25 protein-coding genes are annotated in these 23,855 nt (G+C 70.3%); 6 read left to right on the plus strand and 19 right to left on the minus strand.

Annotated features, from left to right (window positions below; genetic code table 11):
- Positions 1-8 precede the first annotated feature (8 nt).
- Positions 9-953, minus strand: a complete 945-nt coding sequence (locus tag ACFSCV_RS01835) for an alpha/beta hydrolase (RefSeq protein ID WP_378796421.1) — start codon at positions 951-953, stop codon at positions 9-11.
- 170 nt (positions 954-1,123) lie between these two features.
- Here ACFSCV_RS01835 and parE point away from each other — a divergent pair, with 170 nt between their 5' ends.
- Positions 1,124-3,169, plus strand: coding sequence for a DNA topoisomerase IV subunit B (gene parE / locus ACFSCV_RS01840; RefSeq protein WP_378796423.1), 2,046 nt, complete (start codon positions 1,124-1,126; stop codon positions 3,167-3,169).
- 83 nt (positions 3,170-3,252) lie between these two features.
- The gene (locus ACFSCV_RS01845) at positions 3,253-3,813 is read left to right on the plus strand and encodes a hypothetical protein (protein ID WP_378796425.1); all 561 of its coding nucleotides are present in this window, start codon (positions 3,253-3,255) and stop codon (positions 3,811-3,813) included.
- Positions 3,814-3,826: 13 nt separating this feature from the next.
- On the opposite strand, the gene ACFSCV_RS01850 is transcribed toward ACFSCV_RS01845, so the two are convergent.
- Positions 3,827-4,522 carry an alpha/beta fold hydrolase gene (locus ACFSCV_RS01850; RefSeq protein ID WP_378796427.1) on the minus strand — a complete coding sequence of 232 codons (696 nt, stop codon included), beginning with the start codon at positions 4,520-4,522 and terminating at the stop codon, positions 3,827-3,829.
- A gap of 194 nt (positions 4,523-4,716) precedes the next feature.
- Here ACFSCV_RS01850 and ACFSCV_RS01855 point away from each other — a divergent pair, with 194 nt between their 5' ends.
- Positions 4,717-6,195 carry a DEAD/DEAH box helicase gene (locus ACFSCV_RS01855; RefSeq protein WP_378796429.1) on the plus strand — a complete coding sequence of 493 codons (1,479 nt, stop codon included), beginning with the start codon at positions 4,717-4,719 and terminating at the stop codon, positions 6,193-6,195.
- A 165-nt stretch (positions 6,196-6,360) separates the two neighbouring features.
- Positions 6,361-7,437, plus strand: coding sequence for a GGDEF domain-containing protein (locus ACFSCV_RS01860; RefSeq protein ID WP_378796431.1), 1,077 nt, complete (start codon positions 6,361-6,363; stop codon positions 7,435-7,437).
- A 9-nt stretch (positions 7,438-7,446) separates the two neighbouring features.
- Here the strand turns inward: ACFSCV_RS01860 and ACFSCV_RS01865 are convergent, their stop codons facing one another.
- The 12 genes from ACFSCV_RS01865 to ACFSCV_RS01920 all read right to left on the minus strand — a co-directional run bounded on the left by ACFSCV_RS01865 (position 7,447) and on the right by ACFSCV_RS01920 (position 17,879).
- Positions 7,447-8,559, minus strand: coding sequence for an alkene reductase (locus tag ACFSCV_RS01865; RefSeq protein WP_378796433.1), 1,113 nt, complete (start codon positions 8,557-8,559; stop codon positions 7,447-7,449).
- Positions 8,560-8,690: 131 nt separating this feature from the next.
- Positions 8,691-9,356 carry a thiaminase II gene (tenA, locus tag ACFSCV_RS01870; protein WP_378796435.1) on the minus strand — a complete coding sequence of 222 codons (666 nt, stop codon included), beginning with the start codon at positions 9,354-9,356 and terminating at the stop codon, positions 8,691-8,693.
- On the minus strand, positions 9,353-9,700 hold the full coding sequence (locus tag ACFSCV_RS01875) for a TfoX/Sxy family protein (RefSeq protein WP_378796437.1): 348 nt from the start codon (positions 9,698-9,700) through the stop codon (positions 9,353-9,355). Before ACFSCV_RS01875 ends, tenA begins: the two co-directional genes overlap by 4 nt.
- Positions 9,700-10,083, minus strand: a complete 384-nt coding sequence (locus ACFSCV_RS01880) for a HesB/IscA family protein (protein WP_378796439.1) — start codon at positions 10,081-10,083, stop codon at positions 9,700-9,702. Before ACFSCV_RS01880 ends, ACFSCV_RS01875 begins: the two co-directional genes overlap by 1 nt.
- A gap of 77 nt (positions 10,084-10,160) precedes the next feature.
- Positions 10,161-10,598, minus strand: a complete 438-nt coding sequence (locus ACFSCV_RS01885) for a VOC family protein (RefSeq protein WP_378796441.1) — start codon at positions 10,596-10,598, stop codon at positions 10,161-10,163.
- A 7-nt stretch (positions 10,599-10,605) separates the two neighbouring features.
- The gene (locus tag ACFSCV_RS01890; protein WP_378796443.1) at positions 10,606-10,974 is read right to left on the minus strand and encodes an SUF system Fe-S cluster assembly protein; all 369 of its coding nucleotides are present in this window, start codon (positions 10,972-10,974) and stop codon (positions 10,606-10,608) included.
- A gap of 13 nt (positions 10,975-10,987) precedes the next feature.
- Complete coding sequence (locus ACFSCV_RS01895) at positions 10,988-12,238, minus strand: cysteine desulfurase (protein WP_378796445.1); 1,251 nt, start codon at positions 12,236-12,238, stop codon at positions 10,988-10,990.
- A gap of 23 nt (positions 12,239-12,261) precedes the next feature.
- Positions 12,262-12,915, minus strand: coding sequence for a hypothetical protein (locus ACFSCV_RS01900; RefSeq protein ID WP_378796447.1), 654 nt, complete (start codon positions 12,913-12,915; stop codon positions 12,262-12,264).
- A gap of 2 nt (positions 12,916-12,917) precedes the next feature.
- A complete protein-coding gene (gene sufD, locus ACFSCV_RS01905) occupies positions 12,918-14,234 on the minus strand; it encodes a Fe-S cluster assembly protein SufD (RefSeq protein ID WP_378796449.1) in 1,317 nt (438 codons plus the stop codon).
- 14 nt (positions 14,235-14,248) lie between these two features.
- Positions 14,249-15,001, minus strand: a complete 753-nt coding sequence (gene sufC / locus ACFSCV_RS01910) for a Fe-S cluster assembly ATPase SufC (RefSeq protein WP_378796451.1) — start codon at positions 14,999-15,001, stop codon at positions 14,249-14,251.
- A gap of 132 nt (positions 15,002-15,133) precedes the next feature.
- Positions 15,134-16,603 (minus strand): Fe-S cluster assembly protein SufB, encoded by a 1,470-nt coding sequence (sufB, locus tag ACFSCV_RS01915; RefSeq protein ID WP_378796453.1) that lies wholly within the window; start codon positions 16,601-16,603, stop codon positions 15,134-15,136.
- A 100-nt stretch (positions 16,604-16,703) separates the two neighbouring features.
- Positions 16,704-17,879: a cysteine desulfurase family protein gene (locus ACFSCV_RS01920; protein ID WP_378796455.1), complete on the minus strand. Its 1,176-nt coding sequence runs from the start codon at positions 17,877-17,879 to the stop codon at positions 16,704-16,706.
- Positions 17,880-18,083: 204 nt separating this feature from the next.
- On the opposite strand from ACFSCV_RS01920, the gene ACFSCV_RS01925 reads away from it, so the two are divergent.
- Positions 18,084-18,779 carry an alpha/beta hydrolase gene (locus ACFSCV_RS01925; protein WP_378796457.1) on the plus strand — a complete coding sequence of 232 codons (696 nt, stop codon included), beginning with the start codon at positions 18,084-18,086 and terminating at the stop codon, positions 18,777-18,779.
- Between the two features lie 18 nt (positions 18,780-18,797).
- On the plus strand, positions 18,798-19,133 hold the full coding sequence (gene cutA / locus ACFSCV_RS01930) for a divalent-cation tolerance protein CutA (protein WP_378796459.1): 336 nt from the start codon (positions 18,798-18,800) through the stop codon (positions 19,131-19,133).
- Between the two features lie 17 nt (positions 19,134-19,150).
- On the opposite strand, the gene ACFSCV_RS01935 is transcribed toward cutA, so the two are convergent.
- The 5 genes from ACFSCV_RS01935 to ACFSCV_RS01955 form a co-directional block, all read right to left on the minus strand.
- On the minus strand, positions 19,151-20,101 hold the full coding sequence (locus ACFSCV_RS01935) for a ring-cleaving dioxygenase (RefSeq protein ID WP_378796461.1): 951 nt from the start codon (positions 20,099-20,101) through the stop codon (positions 19,151-19,153).
- 159 nt (positions 20,102-20,260) lie between these two features.
- Positions 20,261-20,602 carry a hypothetical protein gene (locus tag ACFSCV_RS01940; protein ID WP_378796463.1) on the minus strand — a complete coding sequence of 114 codons (342 nt, stop codon included), beginning with the start codon at positions 20,600-20,602 and terminating at the stop codon, positions 20,261-20,263.
- Between the two features lie 196 nt (positions 20,603-20,798).
- The gene (gene otnC, locus ACFSCV_RS01945; protein WP_378796465.1) at positions 20,799-21,440 is read right to left on the minus strand and encodes a 3-oxo-tetronate 4-phosphate decarboxylase; all 642 of its coding nucleotides are present in this window, start codon (positions 21,438-21,440) and stop codon (positions 20,799-20,801) included.
- A complete protein-coding gene (gene otnK / locus ACFSCV_RS01950; RefSeq protein ID WP_378796467.1) occupies positions 21,437-22,705 on the minus strand; it encodes a 3-oxo-tetronate kinase in 1,269 nt (422 codons plus the stop codon). Before otnK ends, otnC begins: the two co-directional genes overlap by 4 nt.
- A 20-nt stretch (positions 22,706-22,725) precedes the next feature.
- On the minus strand, positions 22,726-23,751 hold the full coding sequence (locus ACFSCV_RS01955; RefSeq protein WP_378796469.1) for a LacI family DNA-binding transcriptional regulator: 1,026 nt from the start codon (positions 23,749-23,751) through the stop codon (positions 22,726-22,728).
- Positions 23,752-23,855 lie beyond the last annotated feature (104 nt).

Consider the following 23,855-nt stretch of genomic DNA (forward strand, 5'->3'; position numbering starts at 1 on the left):
GCGGTCCGTCAGGCGGCGTCGGCCGAAAGACCGCCCTCGCCCGCCGCGAGCCGCGCGTCGAGGAACGCGACGATGCGCGCGATCGCGCTGCGGCCTTCCGGCAGGAAGCGCGCGAAGGCCTGCCAGACATGCGGCATCTGCGGCCAGATCTCGAGCGTCGCGTCGACGCCGGCGGCGAGCAGCGCCGCGTTCATCCGCACGGAATCGTCGCGCAGGATCTCGTCGCCTCCGCACTGGACGAAGCACGGCGGGAGCCCGGCGAGATCGCCGTAGAGCGGCGACAGCAGCGGGTCGCGCGGATCGCGTCCGGGAGCGTAGGCGGCGACCAGCGCGGGCAGACCCTCCGGTTCAAGAAACGGGTCGAGCGCTTTGTTTCCGCTCATGCTTTCACCGCTTCCCGTCAGGTCGACGAAGGGCGAGAGCGCCACAGCGGCGGCCGGTTGCGGCAGGCCTCGGCGCTTCAGGTCGAGCATGAGCGCGAACACCAGATTGCCGCCGGCGCTGTCCCCGACGAGGCCGATCGCGCCCGGCGCGACGCCGCTTTCGAGCAGGGCCTCGTAGACCCCGAGCGCATCCTCGATCGCGGCCGGAAACGGGTGCTCGGGCGCGAGCCGGTAGTCCGGCGTGATCGTGGTCGCGCCGACCCCGCGCGCCAGCCGGCCAGAGATGCCGCGGTGGGTGCGGGGGGAGCCGGCGACGAAGGCGCCGCCGTGGAGGTAGAGCAGCACGCGCGATCCCGCGAAGCCGACCGGGGCGTGGGCCTCCGCCGCGAGCCCGCCGACGCGCGTCGCGCGCCGCGCGACGTTGCGCGGAGCGTCGGGAGCGAGCCGCGCCACCGCGTCGACCTCGGCGCGCAGGCGGAGCAGGTCTGGCTCGCCGAGAAGCCGCGGCTTGACCGCGTAGCGCAGCGCCAGACGCAGCATCCTCGCCCGCACGCTCACCGGTTCGTTCATCGATGCGCCCTCGCCTTGCGCGCCGCAGCATAGCCGGACGATTAGACGGGAAAATGAAGCCGAACTGCGGCGTCGCGCCTGCCTCCGGAACATGGGCGGCGCGACTTCGGGGGCCGCCGCGTGGCATGATGCTCTTGCAGCGCAGCGGCGCGAATCGCTATGGACGCCCGATGGCCGAACCGAAATCTGATCTTCTCGCAGGCTTGGGCGGAGAACCGCCCAAGCCTGCGGCGACGCCCAAGGCGGCGGCGCGCGCCCTGCCCCGCGCCGAAACGCCGGCCGAGGCCGGCTACACCGCCGCCGACATCGAGGTGCTGGAGGGGCTGGAGCCCGTGCGGCGCCGGCCCGGCATGTACATCGGCGGCACCGACGAGAAGGCCCTGCACCACCTGTTCGCCGAGGTGATCGACAACGCCATGGACGAGGCGGTGGCCGGCCATGCCACCTTCATCGCGGTCGACGTCGGCCAGGACGGCTCCGTCACCGTGACCGACAACGGCCGCGGCATCCCGGTCGATCCGCATCCGAAGTTTCCGGGCAAGTCCGCGCTCGAAGTCATCATGACGACGCTGCATTCCGGCGGAAAGTTCGACGGCAAGGTCTACGAGACCTCCGGCGGCCTGCACGGTGTCGGCGTCTCGGTCGTCAACGCGCTGTCGGAGCGTCTCGACATCGAGGTGGCCCGGAACCAGAAGCTCTACCGGCAGTCGTTCTCCCGCGGCCATCCGCAGGGCGCGCTGGAGGAGGTCGGCCCGGTCCACAACCGCCGCGGCACGCGGGTGCGCTTCCTCCCCGACGCGACGATCTTCGGCGCCGAGGCGCGGCTGAAGCCCGCCCGCCTGTTCCAGATGGCGCGCTCCAAGGCCTATCTGTTCTCGGGCGTCGAGATCCGCTGGACCTGCCCGGCCGAGCTGCTCGCCGGCGCCGAGAACGTGCCGGACAAGACCACCCTGCACTTCCCCGGCGGGCTGAAGGACTACCTCGCCACCAGCCTGGCGGGCCGAGAGCTCGCGGCCGAGATCTTCGCGGGCCACCACAAGCGGGCCGGCGGGCACGGCGCGGTCGAATGGGCGATCGCCTGGGCGGACGACGGCGAGGACGGGTTCTGCCGCTCCTACTGCAACACCGTGCCGACGCCGGAAGGCGGCACGCATGAGCAGGGCCTGCGGGTCGCGCTGCTGCGCGCTCTGAAGGGCTACGCCGAGCTGACCAACGTCAAGCGCGCGTCGATCCTCACCGGCGACGACGTGATGGCGGGCGCCGCCGTCATGCTGTCGGCCTTCATCCGGGAGCCGGAGTTCCAGGGCCAGACCAAGGAGCGCCTCGCGACCGCGGAGGCTGCGCGCATCGTCGAGGCGGCGGTGAAGGACGCCTTCGACCACTGGCTCGCCGCCTCGCCGCAGCAGGCGAACCGGCTGCTCGAGTTCGTCATCGCCCGCGGCGAGGACCGGCTGCGCCGCCGCGCCGAGAAGGATGTCGCGCGCAAGTCCGCGACGCGCAAGCTCCGCCTGCCGGGCAAGCTCGCGGACTGCAGCCAGGCCGGCTCGAAGGGCTCGGAGCTGTTCATCGTCGAGGGCGACTCGGCCGGCGGCTCGGCCAAGCAGGCGCGCGACCGAGCCACGCAGGCGGTGCTGCCGCTCCGGGGCAAGATCCTCAACGTCGCCAGCGCCGGCGCCGACAAGCTCGCCCAGAACCAGCAGCTCTCCGACCTGCTGCTCGCGCTCGGCTGCGGCGCGCGCTCCCGCTACGCCGAGGCCGACCTGCGCTACGAGCGCGTCATCGTCATGACCGACGCCGACGTCGACGGCGCGCACATCGCCTCGCTGCTGATGACCTACTTTTTCCGGGAGCTGCCGGAGCTGATCCGCAACGGCCACCTCTATCTCGCGGTGCCGCCGCTCTACCGCATCAGCCATGGCGGCCTGACCGTCTACGCCCGGGACGACGCCCACAAGGACGAGATCGTCGCCAAGCGGTTCAAGGGCAAGAAGGTCGAGATCGGCCGCTTCAAGGGTCTCGGCGAGATGATGCCGGCGCAGCTTCGCGAGACCACCATGGCGCCGGACAAGCGGACCCTGCTGAGGGTCGAGATCGCCGAAGAGGGCCGTGAAGGCACCCGCGACGCGGTCGAGCGGCTGATGGGCTCCAAGCCCGAGGCGCGGTTCCGCTTCATTCAGGAGAACGCCGCCTTCGCGAGCGAGCTCGTCGACATCTGATCGCCGCGGAGGGATCGAACGCCGCCGGACGATCGTTGTCGAGGCAGAGAGGTTCGCCGGACTTGACGCTCAGGAGCGCGACCATGGCCCGATCGACACGTCTTCTGCTGGCGGCCTTCGCCCTCGCCGCCGCGACGTCCACCGGCGCGCAGACGCCGCCGCCCGCCTCGCCCTCCCCCGCGGCGCCGCCGGAGAAGATCGATCCCGGCCCGGTGAGGCCGGACGAGCCGGCTCGCCCGACCGTCACGCCCGCGCCTGCGCCCGAGAACATGCCCGGCCCGTCCGACGCCGCAGGAGACCCGCTCGGCGTCGCGCCGAACGTGTCGGTCGTGCGGCTCGCGGGACCGTGGAGCACCGCCGACGGCAAGGGCTTCTCGCGCGTCGTGGGCGTCGTCGACGGCTCCCGCCAGCGCTTCTATGTCCAGTGGCTGACCGAGCCCGACGGCCGGATCTTCGAGACCAAGGAGCTCGAGGACGAGGACGCCGCCCGGCTGACCTTCGGCGACGTCCGGGCGGAGCCGGGACCGGCCGGCGGGGTCACGATGTTCCTCGACACGGTTCCCGACAGGGACGGCCTGCGCGACACCTGGGTGCTGATAGTGGGCGCGCCGGGCGAGGTGCGGTTCGGCCCCGCGATGAACTGAGCCCCGGCCTCCGTCAGCCCAGAAACGGCGTCAGTTCGGCGTTCACGCCGTCCGGGTTCTCCAGCGTGGAAAGATGCCCGGTCGCCGGGAGCACGGCGAGCCGCGCGCCGGGGATCGCCGCGGCCATCCGGCGCGCGTGGTCCGGCGGGGTCGGCGCGTCGTTCTCGCCGACGAGCACCAGCGTCGGGCAGGCGATCCGTTCGAGCAGCGGCTCGTAGTCCGCGCGGTTCAGGATGGCGGTCATCTGGCGCACGAAGGCCGGCGCGCCGGTCGCGAACAGCATGCCGCGGACGACCGCCTCCAGCTCGGCGTCGGCGACGCGGCCCGGCTCCACGTAGCGCGCGAAAGTCGCGGCGTGGATCGAGCCGAGCTTGCCCCTCTCGGCCGCGGCGATCAGCGTCCGGCGCCGCGCTCTGCCCTCCTCCGTGTCGGGATAGGCGGTGGTGTCGAGCAGCGCGAGGCGGACGACGCGATCCGGCGCTCGGCGCAGGATCTCGAACGCGACGTAGCCGCCCATGGACAGGCCCACCAGCGCGAAACGCTCCGGCGCGGCCGCGAGCACGTCCTCGGCGATCGCCGCGATGTCCGCGTGGCGCGTGTGGTCGGCGACCATGGCGGTCCGGTCGCCGAGCGCCGCGAGTTGGGCCTCGAACAGTCGTGCCGTGCATCCGAGACCCGGCACGAAGACGACAGGCAGTTTTTCCGTCACGAGATGTGTCTCTCCGCTGCGATATGAGCGCTCAGCCGCAGGTTTCCGGGCATGCGACGATTGACAAAACGCGCCTGATGCCTCATCTCCGCCACAGATCGCAAGTTGCGGCGAACCTTGGCGTTTGCGCGCGGCGCGTGGACTACACGTCTGACGTGTCCGTCCGCCCTCCCCGATCGATGATTAAGGACGACATGACTTTTTCCGAACTCGGACTGAGCCCGAAGGTGCTCGCCGCCGTGGAAGCCTCGGGCTACACCCAGCCCACGCCGATCCAGGAGCGCGCGATCCCGCATGTGCTGACCGGCCGCGATGTGCTCGGCATCGCGCAGACGGGCACGGGCAAGACCGCCTCCTTCACGCTCCCGATGCTGACTCTGCTCGAACAGGGCCGCGCCCGGGCGCGCATGCCGCGCACGCTCATCCTCGAACCGACCCGCGAACTCGCGGCCCAGGTCGAGGAAAGCTTCGCGAAATACGGCGCGAACCACAAGCTCTCCATGGCGCTGCTGATCGGCGGCGTCTCCTTCGGCGACCAGGACGCGAAGCTCACCCGCGGCGTCGACGTGCTGATCGCGACGCCCGGCCGCCTGCTCGACCATCACGAGCGCGGACGTCTGCTGCTGACCGGCATTGAGATCCTCGTGATCGACGAAGCCGACCGCATGCTCGACATGGGGTTCATTCCCGACATCGAGCGCATCTGCAAGCTCATCCCCGCGCGGCGGCAGACGCTGTTCTTCTCGGCGACCATGCCGCCCGAGATCACGCGCCTGACCCAGCAGTTCCTGCGCGATCCGGAGCGGATCGAGGTCGCCCGGCCCTCCTCCACGAACGCCTCGATCAAGCAGCTCCTCGTCGCGACCAGCGACGACCCGGCCGAGAAGCGCGACGCGCTGCGCCGCGTCGCCCGCGCGCAGGAGAACTTCAAGAACGCGATCGTGTTCTGCAACCGCAAGCGCGACATCGCCGTGGTCCACAAGTCGCTCCAGAGCCACGGCTTCCGGGTCGCGGCGCTGCACGGCGACATGGACCAGCGCGCCCGCATGGCGGCGCTCGACAGCTTCAAGACCGGCGAGGTCGACCTGCTGGTCGCGAGCGACGTGGCCGCGCGCGGCCTCGACATTCCCGACGTGAGCCACGTCATCAACTACGACGTGCCGATCCATGCCGAGGACTATGTCCACCGCATCGGCCGCACCGGCCGCGCCGGCCGCTCCGGCGTCGCGCTGACGCTCGTCGCGCCGTCGGACGGCAAGAACCTCGAGGCGATCGAGAAGCTCGCCGGCGCGAAGATCGAGTGGCAGGGCGAAAGCCTGACCGAGGAGAGCCTCGCCGCGGGCGGGCGCGGAGGCCGCGGACGCGGCCGCGCGGCTCCCGCCTCCGGGCGTGGACGCTCTTCGTCCAAGCCCGCCGAGGCGTCCCCCTCGCCCAAGCCCGCTTCCGACAAGCCTGCCGGGCGCAGGCGCTCAGCCGCTTCGAAGGCGCCGGCCGAACCGAAAGAGGCGGTCCCGGAGAGCCGGCCCGCCGCCGCGGAGGCGCCGGCCGCTCCCCGTCGCGGCGGCGAACGCCGACCCGCGCCGCAGGCGTCCGACGACGGCGTCAAGGTCGTCGGACTGGGCGACCATGTGCCGGCCTTCCTGCTTCGTCCGGTGCGCCTGAAACGGGCGTAAGTGTTCGATCGCTTCTAAGTGCGTCGTTGTGCGTCGTTTTTCGGTTTGACGACCGATCTTATTAACGACGACTTTACGCGCGCCTCCATACATTGGATGGCGTTGCGCGCCAGCGGGGGCGTCGACGGGCGTCGACCCGCGGCGAGGCGGGGTTAGGAGCGACCGATGCGCGGTGGGCTGAGTGACTTCGAGAGAACGCTGACCTTCAGCGACGCAGCCGTCCACCGACTCCGCGCCCACCGTCATCCCGCCTATCCGCGCAATTACGAGCTCTGGTACACTTACGCGACCGGGTACAACTCGGCGCTGAACCGTGCGATCAACGAGGCGCTCGAACGCGGCCCCGTGATCGCCGAGGCCGACCTCGACCTGCTGTATGAAACCTACCTGTCGCCGCTTCGGCTCTCGGAGCGCGTCGACCATGTGGGCACGCGCATCCTCGAGGAGATCGTCAAGGTCACCAGCGTGCTGAAAGCGGGCCGCGGCTCCAGCAAGGACTATGCGGAAAGCATCGCAAGGATCTCCGAAGACGCGCGCAAGCTCGGCGGCGCGGCCGAGCCCCTGTTCTCCATGTCGCAGAAGCTGCTGGCCGAAACCCAGCGCATGGTGGAGCGCACGAAGGAGCTTGAGCAGAGCCTATCGAGATCGCAGGAGCAGATGCAGGAGCTGCATCACACGCTCGAGGTGGTCCGCGCGGAATCGCTCACCGACCCGCTGACGGGCCTCGCCAACCGCAAGTTCCTGCAGAGCACGATCGACCGCGCCCTCATCGACGCCGAGGCCGGCTCCGGCTTCTCGATCCTCGTGGTCGACATCGACCACTTCAAGACCTTCAACGACAACTACGGCCACCTCACCGGCGATCAGGTGCTGCGCCTCGTGGCGCTGGCGCTGAAGCAGAACGTGAAGGGCCAGGACCTCGCCGCGCGTTTCGGCGGCGAGGAGTTCGCAATCGTGCTGGCGGAGACCGACGTCAACGCCGCGATCGCCGTGGCCGAGCGCGTGCGCCGCGCCGTGATGGCGAAGGACCTCGTCAAGCGGTCGACCGGCGAGCACCTCGGACGCGTCACCGTGTCGATCGGCGTCGCCACCTGGCGGCGCGGCGACACCGGCCAGACGGTGATCGACCGCGCCGACCAGTGCCTCTACGCCGCCAAGCGCAACGGCCGCAATCTGGTGGTGGGCGAGACCGACCCGCTCGTCGCCGTCGCCGACGAGGCGAGCCGGTCCCAGGTGGCCTGAAGCTTTCGCTCAGGCGACCTTGGCCGCGTCCTGCCCGCGGGTGGGATAGTCGGTGTAGCCTTTCTCTCCCCCGCCGTAGAAGGTGGCCTGGTCGGGCTCAGCCAGCGGCGCGCCTTCGCGGATGCGCTCGACGAGATCGGGATTGGCGATGAACGGCCGCCCGAAGGCGACGGCGTCGACCTCGCCGGCCGCGACGCGCGCGGCGGCGAGCTCCGGATCGTAGCCGTTGTTGCCGATGTAGACGCCGTTGAAGGCCTTTCGCAGCACCGAGAGGTCGAAGGCGCCTTCCGGCGCGCGCGAACCGCGGGTCTCGCCCTCGATCACATGCAGATAGGCGAGGCGAAGATCCGAGAGGCGCTCGGTCAGATAGGTGAACAGCGGCTCGGGATTGGAATCCGCGCAGTCGTTGGCGGGGCTGACCGGCGAGAGCCGGATGCCGACGCGCTCATGGCCGATCGCGGCGATCGCGGCCTCCGTCGCCTCCAGCAGGAAGCGGGCGCGGTTTTGGATCGAGCCGCCATAGGCGTCGGTGCGCAGGTTGGTCTTGTCGCGCAGGAACTGGTCCGGCAGATAGCCGTTCGCGCCATGCACCTCGACGCCGTCGAAGCCGGCCGCGATTGCGTTGCTGGCGGCCCGCCCGTATTGCGCGATGATGTCGGGAATTTCGTCGAGCTCCAGCGCGCGCGGGGTCTCGAGGTCCTTGAACCCGGTCTCGGTGAAGGCCTTGCCTTCCGGCTTCACCGCCGACGGCGCGACGGGAAGCTTTCCGCCCGGCTGCAGATCGCGATGCGAGATGCGCCCCACATGCCAGAGCTGAAGCACGATCTTACCGCCTTTGGAGTGGACCGCGTCGGTGACGAGCTTCCACCCCGCAATCTGCTCGTCGGAATAGATGCCGGGCGTCCAGGCGTAGCCCTGGCCTTCCGGCATGATCTGGGTCGCTTCCGCGATGATCAGGCCGGCGCTGGCGCGCTGGCCGTAGTAGTCGGCGTTGATCTGGCGCGGCGCGAGCGTTTTGGCGTCGGCGCGGGAGCGCGTCAGCGGCGCCATGACGATGCGGTTGCGGAGCTCGAGCGCCCCGGCCTTGAGCGGCTGGAACAACGGATCGACGGTTCCGGTCATGAAGAAACTCCGGCGTTCTTAAAAAGGCCCGCGGCGGGCGGCGGGCTGTCGCCTAACGAGATAGTTCGATCGGCCCGTCCCGAAAGACGCTCGGGCCTGCCTCAGACGCAACGCCGCCTTGCTTCGCCGGATCAGTCCGCCGCCGCGTCGTCGAGCGCCGCCTGCCAGAACGCAGCCTCCAGCCGCGACGCCGTCACGAACAGCCGCTTGAGCTCCCGGTAGCGCTGCGGCGTCAGCCTGTCCGCGCCGAGCCTGTCCAGCGTCACGCGCGCGGAGGCGGCGACGTCCTGATAGGCGGCGCCGGCGTATTCCTCGATCCACGGGCGGTAAGGGTTATTGGGCGCGACGCCCTGCGCCGCGAGCCCACCGCCGATCTCGGCGTAGCCGATCACGCAGGGGCTGAGCGCCACGGTCAGGTCCAGCAGGTCGCCGCGCAGGCCGGCGTCGAGCACGAAGCGGGTGTAGGCGACGCAGGCGTCGCCCTCCTCCGCGGCTTCGAGGTCGGCCGCTTCGAGGCCCCAGCCGGCGCAGACCCGCACATGCAGGTCCATCTCGACGTCGAGGATGGCGTGCAGCGTGGCCGCCGCGGCGCGCATGTCCGACAGCCGGTCGGCCTTGTAGACGGCGAGACCGTAGGCGCGGGCGAACTGGATCAGGAACAGGTAGTCCTGCACGAGATAGGAGCGAAACGCCGCCTGCGGCAGCGAGCCGTCGCCCAGGCCGCGCACGAAGGCGTGGTCGACGTAAGAAGCCCATTCCCTGGCCGCGTCCGCCTTCAGCCGCTCGAACAGGCTCATGGACGCCGCCGTTTCGGCCTGGCCGCCGCCGCGCGGGCGACGGCGGCCGAGCGCCGCGCCCAGGCCGCGAGTTCGTCCGGCTCGTCCATCAGGCGCTCGGGCAGCCGCCAGTAGGAGGCCATCGTCCGGCGGCCGCTCGACCTGACGTAGGAGAAGGGCTCGCTTCCCTCGGCGCGGAAGGCTTCGGCCGCCTCGGCGTCCGCCTTCAGATAGAGGACGCCGTCGGCTTCGAGCGCGAACATCACGCCGTCATGGTAGAGCCCCGCGCCGCCGAACATCCGGCGCACGCGCACCTCGCCAAGCTCGCGGAACAGCTCCGACGCCTCGTCGGCGCCGATCGCCATCAGCGGGCCGGGACGTAGGTGTCCGGCACGGCGGGCGTGATCGCGACCGACTCGCCGCAGCCGCAGGCCGAGGTCTGGTTCGGATTGTTGAACACGAAGCGCTGCGACATCTTCTCGGTCACGAAGTCCATCTCGGTGCCGAGCAGGTAGAGGATCGCCTTCGGGTCGATCAGGACCTTCACGCCCTTGTCCTCGATCACCTCGTCGGCCGGACCCGCCGCCTCGGCGTAGTCCATGGTGTACTCCATGCCGGCGCAGCCGCCGGTCTTCACGCCGATGCGCAGCCCGGCGAGCGGCTTGTCCGAGCGCGAGATGATCGAGCGCACCCGATCCGCCGCGCGGTCGGTCAGCGTCATCACCTTGGGGATTGGGCGGGCGGCCATGGCCATCATGCTCCAGCGAAACGGACGTCGTCCGTAAAGGTAAGCGTTCGCCGCGATGAAGAGAAGATCGCTGCGGCTCAATAGGTGGCCCACAGGCCGGGCGTCGCGATCTCCAGCAGGTTGCCGTCGGGGTCGCGGAAATAGACGCTCTCGCCGCCGCGCGGCCAGCTCACCCGTCCCTCGACGGCGACGTCGAGATCGGCGAGCAGCCGTTCCCACCCCGGCAGCGCCGCGGCGTCCACGGCGAAGGCCATGTGCGCGCCGCCCTGCCCGTCATGGGCCGGGATCGAGCCGCCGGGCAGCCTCTGCTCCGTCGCGCTCGCGCCCGCCGCGAACAGCAGCAGCACGCTGCGGCCTGCGACGTCATAGGCGATCAGCCGCGCGTCCGCGAACAGTTTGGGGAAGCCGAACAGGCGGTCGTAGAACGCCGAGGCCCTTACGAGGTCGTCGACATAGAGCGCGGTCTCGAGCACGCCGGCCACGGAAGGCCGTTCGATCGCGCTCTCCGCCGCCATGCCCTCGTCACCACATGTCGAGCGCGACGCGGGCCTCGTCCGACATGCGGCTCTGGTCCCACGGCGGGTCGAAGACCATCTTGACGTCGACCTTGCCCACGCCCGGCACGGCGCCGACGGCGTTCTCGACCCAGCCCGGCATTTCGCCCGCCACGGGGCAGCCCGGCGCCGTCAGCGTCATGTCGATCGCGATGTCGCGGTCGTCGGAGATGTCGATGCGGTAGACCAGTCCGAGCTCGTAGATGTCGACCGGGATCTCCGGATCGTAGACGGTCTTGAGCGCGGTGATGATGTCGTCGGTGAGACGGTCGAGCTCTTCGGGCGGGATCGCCGAGGCCGGCTCGGCCGGCTTCGCCGCCGTTGCTGCGTCGGTCATGGTCGAGCCTTTCTCACGCGAACAGGTCGCGCGCTTTCAGAAGCGCTTCGGCGAGACGATCGATCTCGTCGGTCGTGTTGTAAAGGGCGAAGGAGGCGCGGCAGGTCGACGTGACGCCGAGCCGCTTCAGCAGGGGCTGGGCGCAGTGCGTGCCCGCGCGCACCGCGATCCCCGAGCGGTCGAGCACGGTCGCGACGTCGTGGGCGTGCGCGCCTTCCAGATTGAAGGCGAGGATGGCGCCCTTGCCCGGCGCATGGCCGAAGATGCGCACGGCGTTGATCGCGCCGAGCTTCTCGTGCGCGTAGGCCGCGAGCGCGGCCTCGTGGGCGGCGATCGCCGGAAGCCCCACGCCGCGCATGTAGTCAAGCGCCGCGCCGAGGCCGATCGCCTGCACGATCGGCGGCGTGCCGGCCTCGAAGCGATGGGGCGGCTCGCCATAGGTGACGTCGTCTTCCGTCACGTCGCGGATCATCTCTCCGCCGCCGTTGAACGGGGCCAGCGCCTTCAACCGTTCGTACTTGCCGTAGAGCGCGCCGATGCCGGTCGGTCCGTAGACCTTGTGGCCGGTGAGCACGTAGTAGTCGCAATCGATGTCGCGCACGTCCGGCGCGAGATGGACCGCGCCCTGGCTGCCGTCGACGAGCACCGGCACGCCGCGCTCGTGGGCGATCCGGCAGACCTCCTTCACCGGCACGACGGTGCCGAGCACGTTCGACATGTGCGTCACGGCGACGAACTTCGTGCGCTCGGAGAGCGCCGCCTCGAACGCGTCGAGGTCGAACGAGCCGTCCTCGCGCACCTGCACCCACTTGAGGACCGCGCCGCGCCGTTCGCGCAGGAAATGCCATGGCACCACGTTGGAGTGGTGCTCCATGATCGTGAGGACGATCTCGTCGCCCTCTTGGATCCCGCCAAGGCCGACGCCGTTGGCGACGAGGTTGATCGCCTCGGTGGCGGAGCGGGTGAAGACGATCTCGTCGGTGGAGGCCGCGTTCAGGAACGTCCGCACGCTCTCCCGCGCGCCCTCGAACGCCTCGGTCGCGGCGTTCGCGAGGTAGTGCAGCCCGCGATGGACGTTGGAATACTCGGTCTCGTAGGCGCGCCGCATCCGGTCCAGCACCTGGACCGGTTTCTGGGCCGAGGCGCCGTTGTCGAGATAGGCGAGCGGCTTGCCGTGCACGGTGAGCGCGAGCGCGGGGAAGTCCGCGCGCAGGCGCTGCACGTCGTAGGCCGGGACGGCGTCGGCGATGTGAGCGAGTGCCATAAGACTGATCTAACCGTTTCGCGTCAGATCACAAGTGCCACAGCCCATGCCCCGGCGGCGACCGCCGCGACGGCGCCGAGGCCCGCGATGAACTGAAGGCCCAGAACCTGCAGGGTGGACACGCCGGTCGCGGCCGAGACCGCGACCACGCCGTAGCCGACGGCGAGCGCCATCGCCACGACCAGGCTCGCCTCGATCGCCGAGAGCGCCGGCGCGCGCCAGCCTTCCCCGGCCAAAGCGGCGATGCCGATGATCGCGAGATTGATGAGGCTGAGCACGATCTGCGGATAGCCGCTTGCCGCCATGGCGATGCGCATGTCGGCGAAGGTCGTCCCGCGGCGGGCGATGCGGAACGTCAGGTGAAGCACGGCGGCGAGCGCATAGACGATGACGGTTCCGAGCACGAGAAAGCCTAGGAAGGCGCCGGTCAGCGTCGCCGCCTCGCCATAGGCCGCGCGCCAGCCGTCGAAGAGCGGATCGGGCTGATAGGCTTCGATCGCCGCCTGCTCCGCCGCCATCACGAAGGCGGAGGACGCGATGGCGACCAACCGCCAGCGCTCGTCAATCCCGGCCGCCTGCATCTCGCGCGTCACGCGGCGCATGCGCGTGACGGAGAGCGGCACGTGCCGCAGCAGCGCGCCCCAGCCGTAGCCGGGCGCGGCGGCTTTCGCCTCCATGCTCAGTCGCGCGCCTTGAGCCAGGCGGTCGACCGCGCGGTCAGCGCGTCGCGCAGCGCCTCGTCCTCGGCGGTTTCGATCACCTCGCCGACGAAGGCCTGCACCATCAGCGCCTCGGCCTCCTTCTGCGGAATGCCGCGGGACTTGAGGTAGAACAGCAGCTCGTCGTCGAGCGCGCCGACGGTCGCGCCATGGCCGCAGACCACGTCGTCGGCGAAGATCTCGAGCTCGGGCTTGGCGTCGGCCTCGGCGCCCTCGGACAGCAGCAGCGCCTGGGCCATCATCTTGCCGTCGGTCTTCTGCGCGCCGGGCTTCACCACGATCTTGCCCTGGAACACCGAGCGCGCCTCGCCGTCGAGCGCGGTCTTGAAGTGCTCGCGGCTGGCGCAGCCGAGCGCGTCGTGCTCGACGACCAGCGTGGTGTCGAGCAGGCGTCGCGCGCCGGCGAAGCCCGCGCCACGGATCTCGGCGGTGGAGCGGTCGCCCCTGAAGGCGAGATAGACCTGCTGCCGGGCCGCGGCCGAACCGGCCGAGAGCGCGAGCGACGACAGCTTCGCGCCGGCGCCGAGCGTCGCGGTCAGCGTGGCGAGATGCAGCGTGCCGAGGCCTTCGTCCTGCAGCTTCACGAGCGAGACGTCCGCGCGGTCGGCGAGAGTCACGGAGACATGCGTGTTGGTCTGGTGGCCTTCCGGGCTTCCGACGTGGCTTTCCACGATGGTGACGGAAGCGCCCTCGCCCGCCGTCACCGCCACGCGGCCGAAGGCCGCGTGAGCCGCGCCGGTCTGGACGTTCGCCACGTGGATCGGCCGCGCCACGGCGACGCCGGCGGCGATCCCAAGCACGATTCCGTCCGCCACGAAGGCCGCGTTGAGCGCGACGGCGGCGTTGCCGGCGGGCGCCTCGCCGCGGTCGAACAGCGCCGCGCCGTCGTCGCCGAGCGCGTCGGCGAGCCACGTCGCCGAGACGCCCTCAGGCAGCGGATCGATGTCCGACAGGGCGGCGCAGAACTGGCCGTTCACGAACACGATCCGGGCCGCGTCGACGCCGGCCAGCGGCAGCAGCGCGCGGGCCGCTTCGATCTCGGCGTCGCCGATCGGGGCTGCGAGCGGCCGCGCGTCGCGCATCAGCGCGCGCAGGTCGAAATACTTCCAGTCCTCGACCCGCCGCGTCGGCAGGCCGCGCTCGGCGATCTCCCGGAGCGCCGCAGCGCGGCGTTCGGTGACGTCGGCGCCGCCGGGCAGCGACGGGCCGACGGCGGCGAAGGCCTCGACCAGAGCGCTCTCGGCGGCCGTTCGGATGGAGCGGACCTCGGCGTTCATCGTCTCATCCCTTCTCACGCCGCGGCTTCGCCGACGTAGTCCGCGTAGCCGCGGGCCTCGAGCTCATGGGCGAGCTCCGGTCCGCCGGTGCGGACGATGCGGCCCTTCGCCATGACGTGGACGATGTCCGGCTTGATGTGGTCGAGCAGGCGCTGGTAGTGCGTGATGACCACGAAGGAGCGGTTCTTCGCCCGGAGCGCGTTGACGCCCTCCGACACCACCTTGAGCGCGTCGATGTCGAGACCGCTGTCGGTCTCGTCAAGCACGCACAGCTTCGGCTCCAGCAGCGCCATCTGCAGGATCTCGTTGCGCTTCTTCTCGCCGCCGGAGAATCCGACGTTGAGACCGCGCTTCAGCATCTCCGTGGAAATACCTAGGTTGTCTGCCTTTTCGCGGACGAGCTTCATGAACTGCGGCGTCGGCAGCTCGGCGTCGCCTCGGGCGCGACGCTGGGCGTTCAGCGCGGCCTTCAGAAAGGTCATGGTCGCGACGCCGGGGATCTCAAGCGGATACTGGAACGCGAGGAACAGGCCGGCTGCGGCGCGCTCGTCGGCCTCCATGGCGAACAGGTCCTCGCCGTCGAGCGTGGCCGAGCCTTCGGTGACCTCGTAGTCCTCCTTGCCGGCGAGCACGTAGGACAGGGTCGATTTGCCCGAGCCGTTCGGCCCCATGATCGCGTGCACCTCGCCCGGTTTCACGTCGAGGTCGAGCCCGCGCAGGATCGGCTTGTCCTCGATGGAGGCGTGGAGGTTCTTGATCGAGAGCATTGTCTTCCCGTTTCCCAAACTCGTCATCCCGGCCAAGCGAAGCAAGCGCCGGGATCGTCCTTCGAGGACGCGCAATCTTCGCGCGATCCCGGCTCGGCCTTGCGGCCGTCCGGGATGACGCGGACGTCGATGTTAGCCCACGCTGCCTTCGAGCGAGATCGAGATCAGCTTCTGCGCCTCGACCGCGAACTCCATCGGCAGCTGCTGCAGCACGTCCTTGACGAAGCCGTTGACGATGAGCGCCACCGCCTCCTCCTCCGACAGCCCGCGCTGCTGGCAGTAGAACTTCTGGTCGTCCGAAATCTTCGAGGTGGTGGCCTCGTGCTCGAACACCGCCGTAGAGGTCTTGGCCTCGAGGTACGGCACGGTGTGCGCGCCGCACTGCTCGCCGATCAGCAGGCTGTCGCAGTTGGTGAAGTTGCGCGCGTTGGTCGCCTTGCGATGCGCGGAGACCAGCCCGCGATAGGTGTTCTGCGAACGCCCGGCCGAGATGCCCTTCGAGATGATCTTCGAGGTCGTGTTCTTGCCGAGGTGGATCATCTTGGTGCCGGAGTCGACCTGCTGGCGGCCGTTCGAGATCGCGATCGAGTAGAACTCGCCGCGTGAGTTGTCGCCCCGCAGGATGCAGCTCGGGTACTTCCAGGTGATGGCCGAGCCGGTCTCCACCTGGGTCCACGAGATCTTCGAGTTCCGGCCGCGGCAGTCGCCGCGCTTGGTGACGAAATTGTAGATGCCGCCCTTGCCCTCGGCGTCGCCCGGGTACCAGTTCTGGACGGTCGAGTACTTGATCTCGGCGTCGTCGAGCGCGACCAGCTCGACCACCGCGGCGTGCAGCTGGTTCTCGTCGCGCATCGGCGCGGTGCAGCCCTCGAGATAGCTCACATAGGAGCCCTCGTCGGCGATGATCAGCGTGCGCTCGAACTGGCCGGTGTTGCGCTCGTTGATGCGGAAATAGGTCGAGAGCTCCATCGGGCAGCGCACGCCCTTCGGCACGTAGACGAAGGAGCCGTCGGAGAACACCGCCGAATTGAGGGTCGCGAAGAAGTTGTCGGAGGTCGGCACCACGGAGCCGAGATACTTCTTCACCAGCTCCGGATGCTCGCGGATCGCCTCGGAGATCGGGCAGAAGATGACGCCGGCGGCCGCCAGCTCCTTCTTGAATGTGGTGGCGACCGAGACCGAATCGAACACGGCGTCGACCGCGACGCGGCGCTGTTCCACGCCGGCCAGAACCTCCTGCTCCCTCAGCGGGATGCCGAGCTTCTCATAGGTGCGCAGCAGTTCGGGATCGACGTCGTCGAGCGTCTTCGGCGCGACGAAGGCCTTCGGCGCGGAATAGTAATAGAGGTCGTCGTACGGGATCGGCGGGTAGTCCACCCGCGCCCAATCCGGCTCGGTCATGGTGCGCCAGCGGCGGTAGGCGTCGAGCCGCCACTCCAGCATCCACTCCGGCTCGTCCTTCTTGGCCGAGATGAAGCGGACGATGTCCTCGTTGAGGCCTTTTTCGGCGCGTTCGGATTCGATGTCGGTGACGAAGCCGTATTTGTACTGGTCGACGTCGATCTCGCGAACGCGGGCGACGGTCTCCTGAACAGCCGGCATTTTTCCTCACTCCTATCCGCCCGGGCGAAGGGCCGGACAGCGCTTGAATACGTCTAAATAGCAGATACGCGGCTTGCGCCAAACGCCTGTCGCGGTTTCGTCACGCGGCGTTCGCCGACGCTCCGTTGCGCCGGGCGATCTCGGACCACACCGCGAGAAATCTGTCGCAGTCGGCGGCGCGCGAAGGCCAGCCGAAGCTCACCCGCACCATACCTTGTGACAGATCGTGTGCGACGCCCATCGCGTCAAGCACCGGAGACGCCTTGGTTTTGCCGGAGGAGCACGCGGAGCCGGTCGACACCGCGACGCCGCCGAGGTCGAGCGCCATCATGGCGACCTGCGCGGCGACGCCCCGCATGGCGAAACAGGAGGTGTTGGGCAGCCGTTCGGCCCCGGCGCCGAACACCACGAGATCGCCGAGCCGCGCGAGTTCGGCCTCGAGCCGGTCGCGCAGCAGCGAAAGCGACGCGAAGGCGTCGAGGTCCTTCAGCGCCTCCGCGGCCGCGACGCCTGCGCCGACGATGGCCGCGACGTTCTCGGTGCCGCCGCGCCAGCCCTTCTCCTGCCCGCCGCCCCGCACCACGGGCTGCTCCACATGCAGGCCCTCATGCGCGCGGGCCAGCGCGCCGACGCCGGCGGGGCCGCCGAACTTGTGGGCTGCGAGCGCGAGGAAATCGCAGCCGAGCGCGGCCATGTCGACCGGGATCTTGCCGGCGGCCTGCACCGCGTCGACATGGACCAGCCCGCCATGGCGCTTCGCGATCGCCGCGGCCTCGGCGACCGGCTGAACGACGCCGGTCTCGTTGTTCGCAAGCATGAGGGCGAGGATCATGCGCTCGCCGGGCCGCTCGGCCGCGTGCCGCGCGAACGCCGCCTCCGCCGCCTTGAGGTCGACGACGCCGCGGCCGTCGACCGGGATCGTTTCGACGGCCTCCTTCGGGAACCGGGCGCCGGCGGCGACCGCCGGGTGCTCGACCGCCGAGACCGCGAGCCGTGTCACGGGGCGCGGATCGCGGGGATCGCGGATCGAGGGCGTCAGGGCGAGGTTGGAGGCTTCCGTTCCGCCGCTCGTGAAGGTGAGGCAGGCGGGATCGGCCCCGACCAGCGCCGCGACCTTGGCTCTCGCCTCCTCCACCAGCCGGCGCTTGGCGCGCCCCTCCGCATGGGTCGACGACGGATTGCCGACCACGGCGAGCGTCTCCGCCATGGCGGCGATGGCCGCCGGGCGCGTCGCGGTGGTGGCGTTGTGGTCGAGATAGACGCGGTTCGGGCTCATGGGACCTCGCGACCGACGCCTGATCGGCGCATTTTGCGCGTCTGCGATCGTTGCGTTACGGCACGGCATTCGTGCTAGAGACGTCCATTCAACTATGCAAGCCGGCGCGGCCGTATGGCCGCCATCCCGTGGCGGCCCTGCCGTGCCCCTGCCCGCGCCGTCCGTTCCCTACCCTGGACGGCGCAGAGACGAGGATTTGAGCCCATGCCCGAGGTGATCTTCAGCGGCCCCGCCGGCCGGATCGAAGGCCGCTATCATCCGGCCAAGAAGCGCCGCGCGCCGATCGCGCTCATCCTGCACCCGCATCCGCAGTTCGGGGGCACGATGAACAACCAGATCGTGTACAATCTGTACTACGCCTTCCTGAACCGCGGCTTCTCGGTGCTGCGTTTCAATTTCCGGGGCGTCGGCCGCAGCCAGGGCAATTTCGACCACGGTTCGGGCGAGCTGTCGGACGCCGCCTCCGCGCTCGACTGGGCGCAGGCGCTGAACCCCGACGCGCGCGCCTGCTGGATCGCCGGCGTCTCCTTCGGCGCGTGGATCGGCATGCAGCTCCTGATGCGCCGCCCCGAGGTCGAGGGTTTCATCTCGGTCGCCCCGCCCGCGAACCGTTTCGACTTCTCCTTCCTCGCGCCCTGCCCGTCGTCGGGCCTGTTCGTCCATGGCGACCAGGACCGCGTGGCGCCGATGAAGGACGTCCAGACCCTGATCGAGAAGCTCAAGACCCAGAAGGGCATCGTCATCGACCAGGCGGTGATCCCCGGCGCGAACCACTTCTTCGAGAACCGCACCGAGGAGCTTCTGGTCGAGGTGAACAGCTATCTCGACAAGCGGCTCGGGCCGATCGTCCCCGAAGAGGCGCCGGCCGCCCTGCCCGCCCCGGGCGAAGACGCGGCCTGACCGCCGGACGTCCGCGCGATGCCTGAGGCCGACGACATCGTCCTCGTGGTCACCACGACCGACGACCGAGCGCTCGCCGACGCCATCGCCCGGGCGCTGGTCGAACGTAGGCTTGCGGCCTGCGTCCGCATCGTCCCCGTCGGCAGCGTCTACCGCTGGGACGGCGAAATCTGCGCCGCGGACGAATTCGCGATCGAGGCGAAGACGACCCACGCCGCCGCCGGCGTCGTCCAGTCCGCGATCGCCGCGCTCCATTCCTACGACCTGCCCGAGATCCTCGTGCTGCCGGCGCTCGGCGGCTCCGACGCCTATCTCGGCTGGATCCGGAGCGAGGTCACGCCGCCGGCGGCGTGACCTCCGAAACCCTCCGCTCAGAGCGGCTTCAGCCCGGCCTCGATCTCGGCGCGGCGATGTTCCAGGAACGGCGGCAGCGCCAGCCGCTCGCCAAGGCTCTCGGCCGGCTCGTCGACTGCGAAGCCCGGACCGTCGGTCGCGATCTCAAACAGCACGCCGCTCGGCTCGCGGAAGTAGAGCGAACGGAAGTAATGGCGGTCGATCTCGCCGCTGTTCCGCACACCGAGCCCCGACAGCCGCTCGGTCCAGGCGCGCAGATGGTCCGCGTCCGGCGTGCGGAAGGCGACGTGGTGTACGCCGCCCGCGCCCTGCTGCGCAAAGTCGAGGCCGGGCTCGACCGCCACATGCAACTCCGCGCCGGCGCCGCCGTCGTCGCCCATCGCGAAGACGTGAACGGCCGCGCCGTCCGCGTCGCGCCGCTCGCCGAGATCGCGCATGCCAAGCGCCTCGGTCAGCAGCCGCGCGGTGCGCTCCAGCTTCGGCGCGCTCATGGTGATGGGACCGAGCCCGATGATCTGGCGGTCGGCGGGAACCGGGCTCCGCTCCCAGGTCCGGGCCGCGGCGCCGGTCTCGTCCGCCGTCAGCCGCAGCCGCTGGCCCTCGAAATCCTCGACGTCGACGCTCAGGCGGCCCGCGCGTTCGGCGATGGCGGACGGGGCGTAGCCTTCCTCCGACAGCCGCTCGCGCCACCATGCGAGCGCGTCTTCGCCCGAGACCCTCAGCCCGGTGCGGACGACGCTGTTCGAGCCGCGGCGCTCGCGCGGGGCCGGCCAGTCGAAGAAGGTGATGTCGGTGCCGGGCGACGCCTCGCCGTCGGCGTAGAACAGGTGGTAGGCGCTGACGTCGTCCTGGTTGACGGTCTTCTTGACCAGCCGCAGGCCGAGCGTCCCCTCGTAGAAGCGCCGGTTGCGGGGCGCGTCGGCGGTGATGGCGGTGAGATGATGAATGCCGGTCAGCTTCGGCGTCATGGCCCTGTCTCCGTGTTCGGTTGACGGGGCATATCGTCGGTCCGCGCCCTCGCCGGAAGCGCCTGATCCGCCCGCAACGCATTGCCCCGGCGCAATCCGATTGCGCCGGGGCAGGCGTCCGGGACAACGGCGGCGTCCGTCAGGACGCGCGCCGCGGCGTCACTGGGCCTTCTTGCCGTCGTCGTTGCGCGCCTCGGTCGAGGTCGCCTGGCCCTCGTAGGCCAGCATGCCGTCCTTGCCGATCACGATCTTGTCGCCCTTCGTCGCGGCGAGGCCATAGGCGAACGGGCCGCCACGGACCTCGCACCCATCCGGGCAGTCGACGGTTGCCGACTTGCCCGCGTCGATCTTGGTCTTCGGCTCTTCCGATCCGAGATCGACGGTGATCTCGTGCGCCTTGTCGCTCTGGTTGGTCACCGTGACGGCGAGGGCCGGACCGGCGACCAGCGCGCCGGCCCCAACCACCGCCGCAGCCAGGGTCTTGGCTCCGAACATCGTCATCATATCGCTCCCTCCTCTGTTGAACTGTCGTGGCCGCCGTTCGAGCAACGGCCATGAGGAGTGAAGTGTGGAAACGACGGCAGGGAACAATATCCCTACGCTTTCGTGAAGAGAGCCTTTACGCGGATGTGAAAGGCAAGCATATCTGGCTGACGTGCGCGTTATGTTCCATAACGCGCACGTGATCTTCGCAGGTTCACCAGAGCGAGTGCTTGTCGCGCAGATCTTCCACCTGTTCGCAGGTGAGCGGACGCACGCGGGAACCACGGAGCAGGAGGTAGAGCTTCGCGGTCTCCTCGAGCTCTTCGGTAGCGTGCATGGCGGCGTCGAGGCTGCTTCCGGCGACCACCGGGCCGTGGTTCGCCAGCAGCACCGCGTGGTGCGTGCCTGCGAGCTTGCGCACCGCCTCGGCGAGTTCCGCGTCGCCGGGCGCGTAGTAGGGCACGAGCGGCAGCCGGCCGACCCGCATCACGTAATAGGCGGTGATCGGCGGCAGGCAGTTCTCGCAGTCGACGCCGTCGAGGCATGACACCGCCACGGAATGGGTGGAGTGCAGATGCACGACGGCCTTTGCGCCAGCGCGTTCGCCATACATCGCCTGATGCAGGAACGACTCCTTGGTCGGCTTGTCGCCGCCGACGTGGCGGCCGTCGGCGTCGATCTTCGACAGACGCGCGGGGTCGAGTTCGCCCAGCGAGGCGTTGGTCGGCGTCATCAGCCAGCCGCCGTCCGGCAGCGCGACCGAGAGGTTGCCGGTGGAGCCGAAGGTCAGCCCGCGCCGGAACAGCGAGGCTCCGCAGGCGCAGAGCTTCTCGCGCAGCCTTGTCTCCTCGCTCACGCCAGCTTCTCCCACGCCTTGAGGAAGAAGTCCGGCGCGCCGAAGTTGCCGGACTTGAGCGCCAGCGCGAGCTGGCGTCCGCCCACGCTGCGCGTCCATGGCACGCCTGGATCGATCTCCGGGCCGATCGCGAAGGCGTCGACTTTCAGCGCCTGAACCACCGCGCCGGAGGTCTCTCCGCCGGCCACGAGGAAGCGGGTGAAGCCACGGTCAGCGAGCGCGGACGCGACCTCGCCGAGCAGGCCCTCCACCAGCGCGCCGGCGGCGTCACGGCCGAGTTCGGCCTGCGCGGCCTTCACCTCCTCCGGGTCCGCGCTCGACCACACCATGGCGAGGCCGTCCGGCTTCTGCGAGACGACCCAGGTCGTGACATCCTCGGCCGCGATCGCGCCGGAGGCGATCCCGCGCGGGTCGACCTTGAAGTCGGGCACGCCCGCCTCCCGCGCCGCCGCCACCTGCCCGCGCGTCGCGGTCGAGCACGAGCCCGCCAGGATGACCCGGCGGCCGGAGGGCGCCTCGAGCCGCGCGGCCGGCTCGAACAGCTCCGCGACCAGCCCCGCCTCGCGCCATGCCGCCGGCAGCCCCATGGCGACGCCGGAGCCGCCGGTGATCAGCGGCAGGTCGGCGGAGGCGGCGCCGATCGCGCGCAGGTCCTCGTCCCGGACGGCGTCGACGATGGCGTAGGCCTTCCCATCGCCTTCCTCGCGCGCGAAGGCCGCGCGGATCGCGTCGGCGCCGCGGCCGACGTCGGCGATGTCGACCAGCCCGACCTTGCGGGCGGTCTGGCGGCCAAGCACGGCGACGAGGTCGCTGTCGCGCATCGGCGTCAGCGGGTGATCCTTCATGCTGCTCTCCGCGAGCGGCGTTCCGTTCACATAGAGCAGCCCGTGCTCGATCGTGCGTCCGTTCGCCGGAAAGGCCGGACAGGCGATGGTGAACCGCGCCCCGAGCCGATCGAGCAGCGCGTCGGCGACCGGGCCGATGTTGCCCTCGTCGGTCGAATCGAAGGTCGAGCAGTATTTGAAGAACAGCCGCTGCGCGCCGAGCGCCAGCAGCCGGTCCGCCGCCGCGAGCGACTGCTCCACCGCCTCGGCGGCCGGAATGGTGCGCGACTTCAGGGCGACCACCACCGCGTCGACGCCGTCGAGCGCGAGATCGTCGGTCGGCAGGCCGTTCGCCTGGACCGTCCGCAGGCCCTCGCGCGCCAGCATGAGCGCGAGATCGGTCGCCCCGGTCAGGTCGTCGGCGATGCATCCGAGAAACATGATTCCTCCAGCCGTTCTTGTCAGTCCGTTCCGCCGGCGACGACGTCGAACCCGACGTCCGTCACTCTCGGCGGGGTTTCGCCGCGCAGACGCGCGCAAAGCATTTCGCCGGCTATGCGACCGATCTCGCCGCGCGCCGTGCGCACCGTGGTGAGCGGCTTCGGCAGCGCGTTCGCGAGCTCCAGCCCGTTGAAGCCGACGAGCGCGAGGCGGCCCGGAACGTCGACCCCGGCCGCCATGCAGTGGAAGGCGCCGCCGAGCGCCATGTCGTCGTTCGAGAACACGACGGCGTCGAGCTCCGGCGCCGCGTCGAGCAGCGCCGCGAGCGCCGCCCTCCCCGCCCCGACCGAGGACGGCGCGTCGAGGACATGGGCGCCGGCGAGCGCGAGGTCGGCGTCGCGCTTCAGCGCGGCCTCGAGGCCGGCGCGGCGCTTTGCGGCGCGCAGGTCGCCGGCGCCGTGGCCGACATAGCCGATGCGCGAGCGCCCCCGCGCGAGCAGCCGGCGCGCCGCCGCGGCGCCGGCCGCCGTGTGAGACAGGCCGACGGCGAGATCGACCGGCTCGCCCTCGACGTCCATGAGCTCGATGATCGTCGCGCCGGAGGCCGCCATCATCTCGCGCGTCTCCGGCCGGTGCTCGAGCCCGACCACCACCAGCGCCGCGGGCCGCCATGCGAGCAGCGCCGCCACCGCGTCGCGCTCGGCGTCGAGGTCGTAGTCCGTCACCGCGACCAGCGTGCGCAGCCGCTCCCCCGCGATCGCCGCGTTCAGGCCGCTCAGCACGTCCGGAAACACGCTGTTCGACAGCGACGGCAGCACGACGCCGACGAGGTTCGAGCCCGCCGAGGCGAGCCCGCCGGCGAGGCGGTTCGGGACATAGCCGACGGCCGCGATCGCCGCCTCCACCTTGGCGCGCGTCGCCGCCGAGATCGGCCCGCGGCCCCGCACCACGCGGGAGGCGGTGATCTCGCTGACGCCGGCCGCGCGCGCCACGTCGGCGAGCGTGGCGGCGGAGGCGGGGCGGTGCGGGCGGTGCTCGTTGGACATGGCTGCAGGCGTCCCGACGGGTTCTCACGCCACATACGATCATATGACAGCGCTGTCATCACGACGCTTGCATCAATGACAGCGCTGTCATATGGGCTGACGCG

It is taken from the genome of Methylopila henanensis, from assembly GCF_042681025.1.
Taxonomy (GTDB): domain Bacteria; phylum Pseudomonadota; class Alphaproteobacteria; order Rhizobiales; family Methylopilaceae; genus Methylopila; species Methylopila henanensis.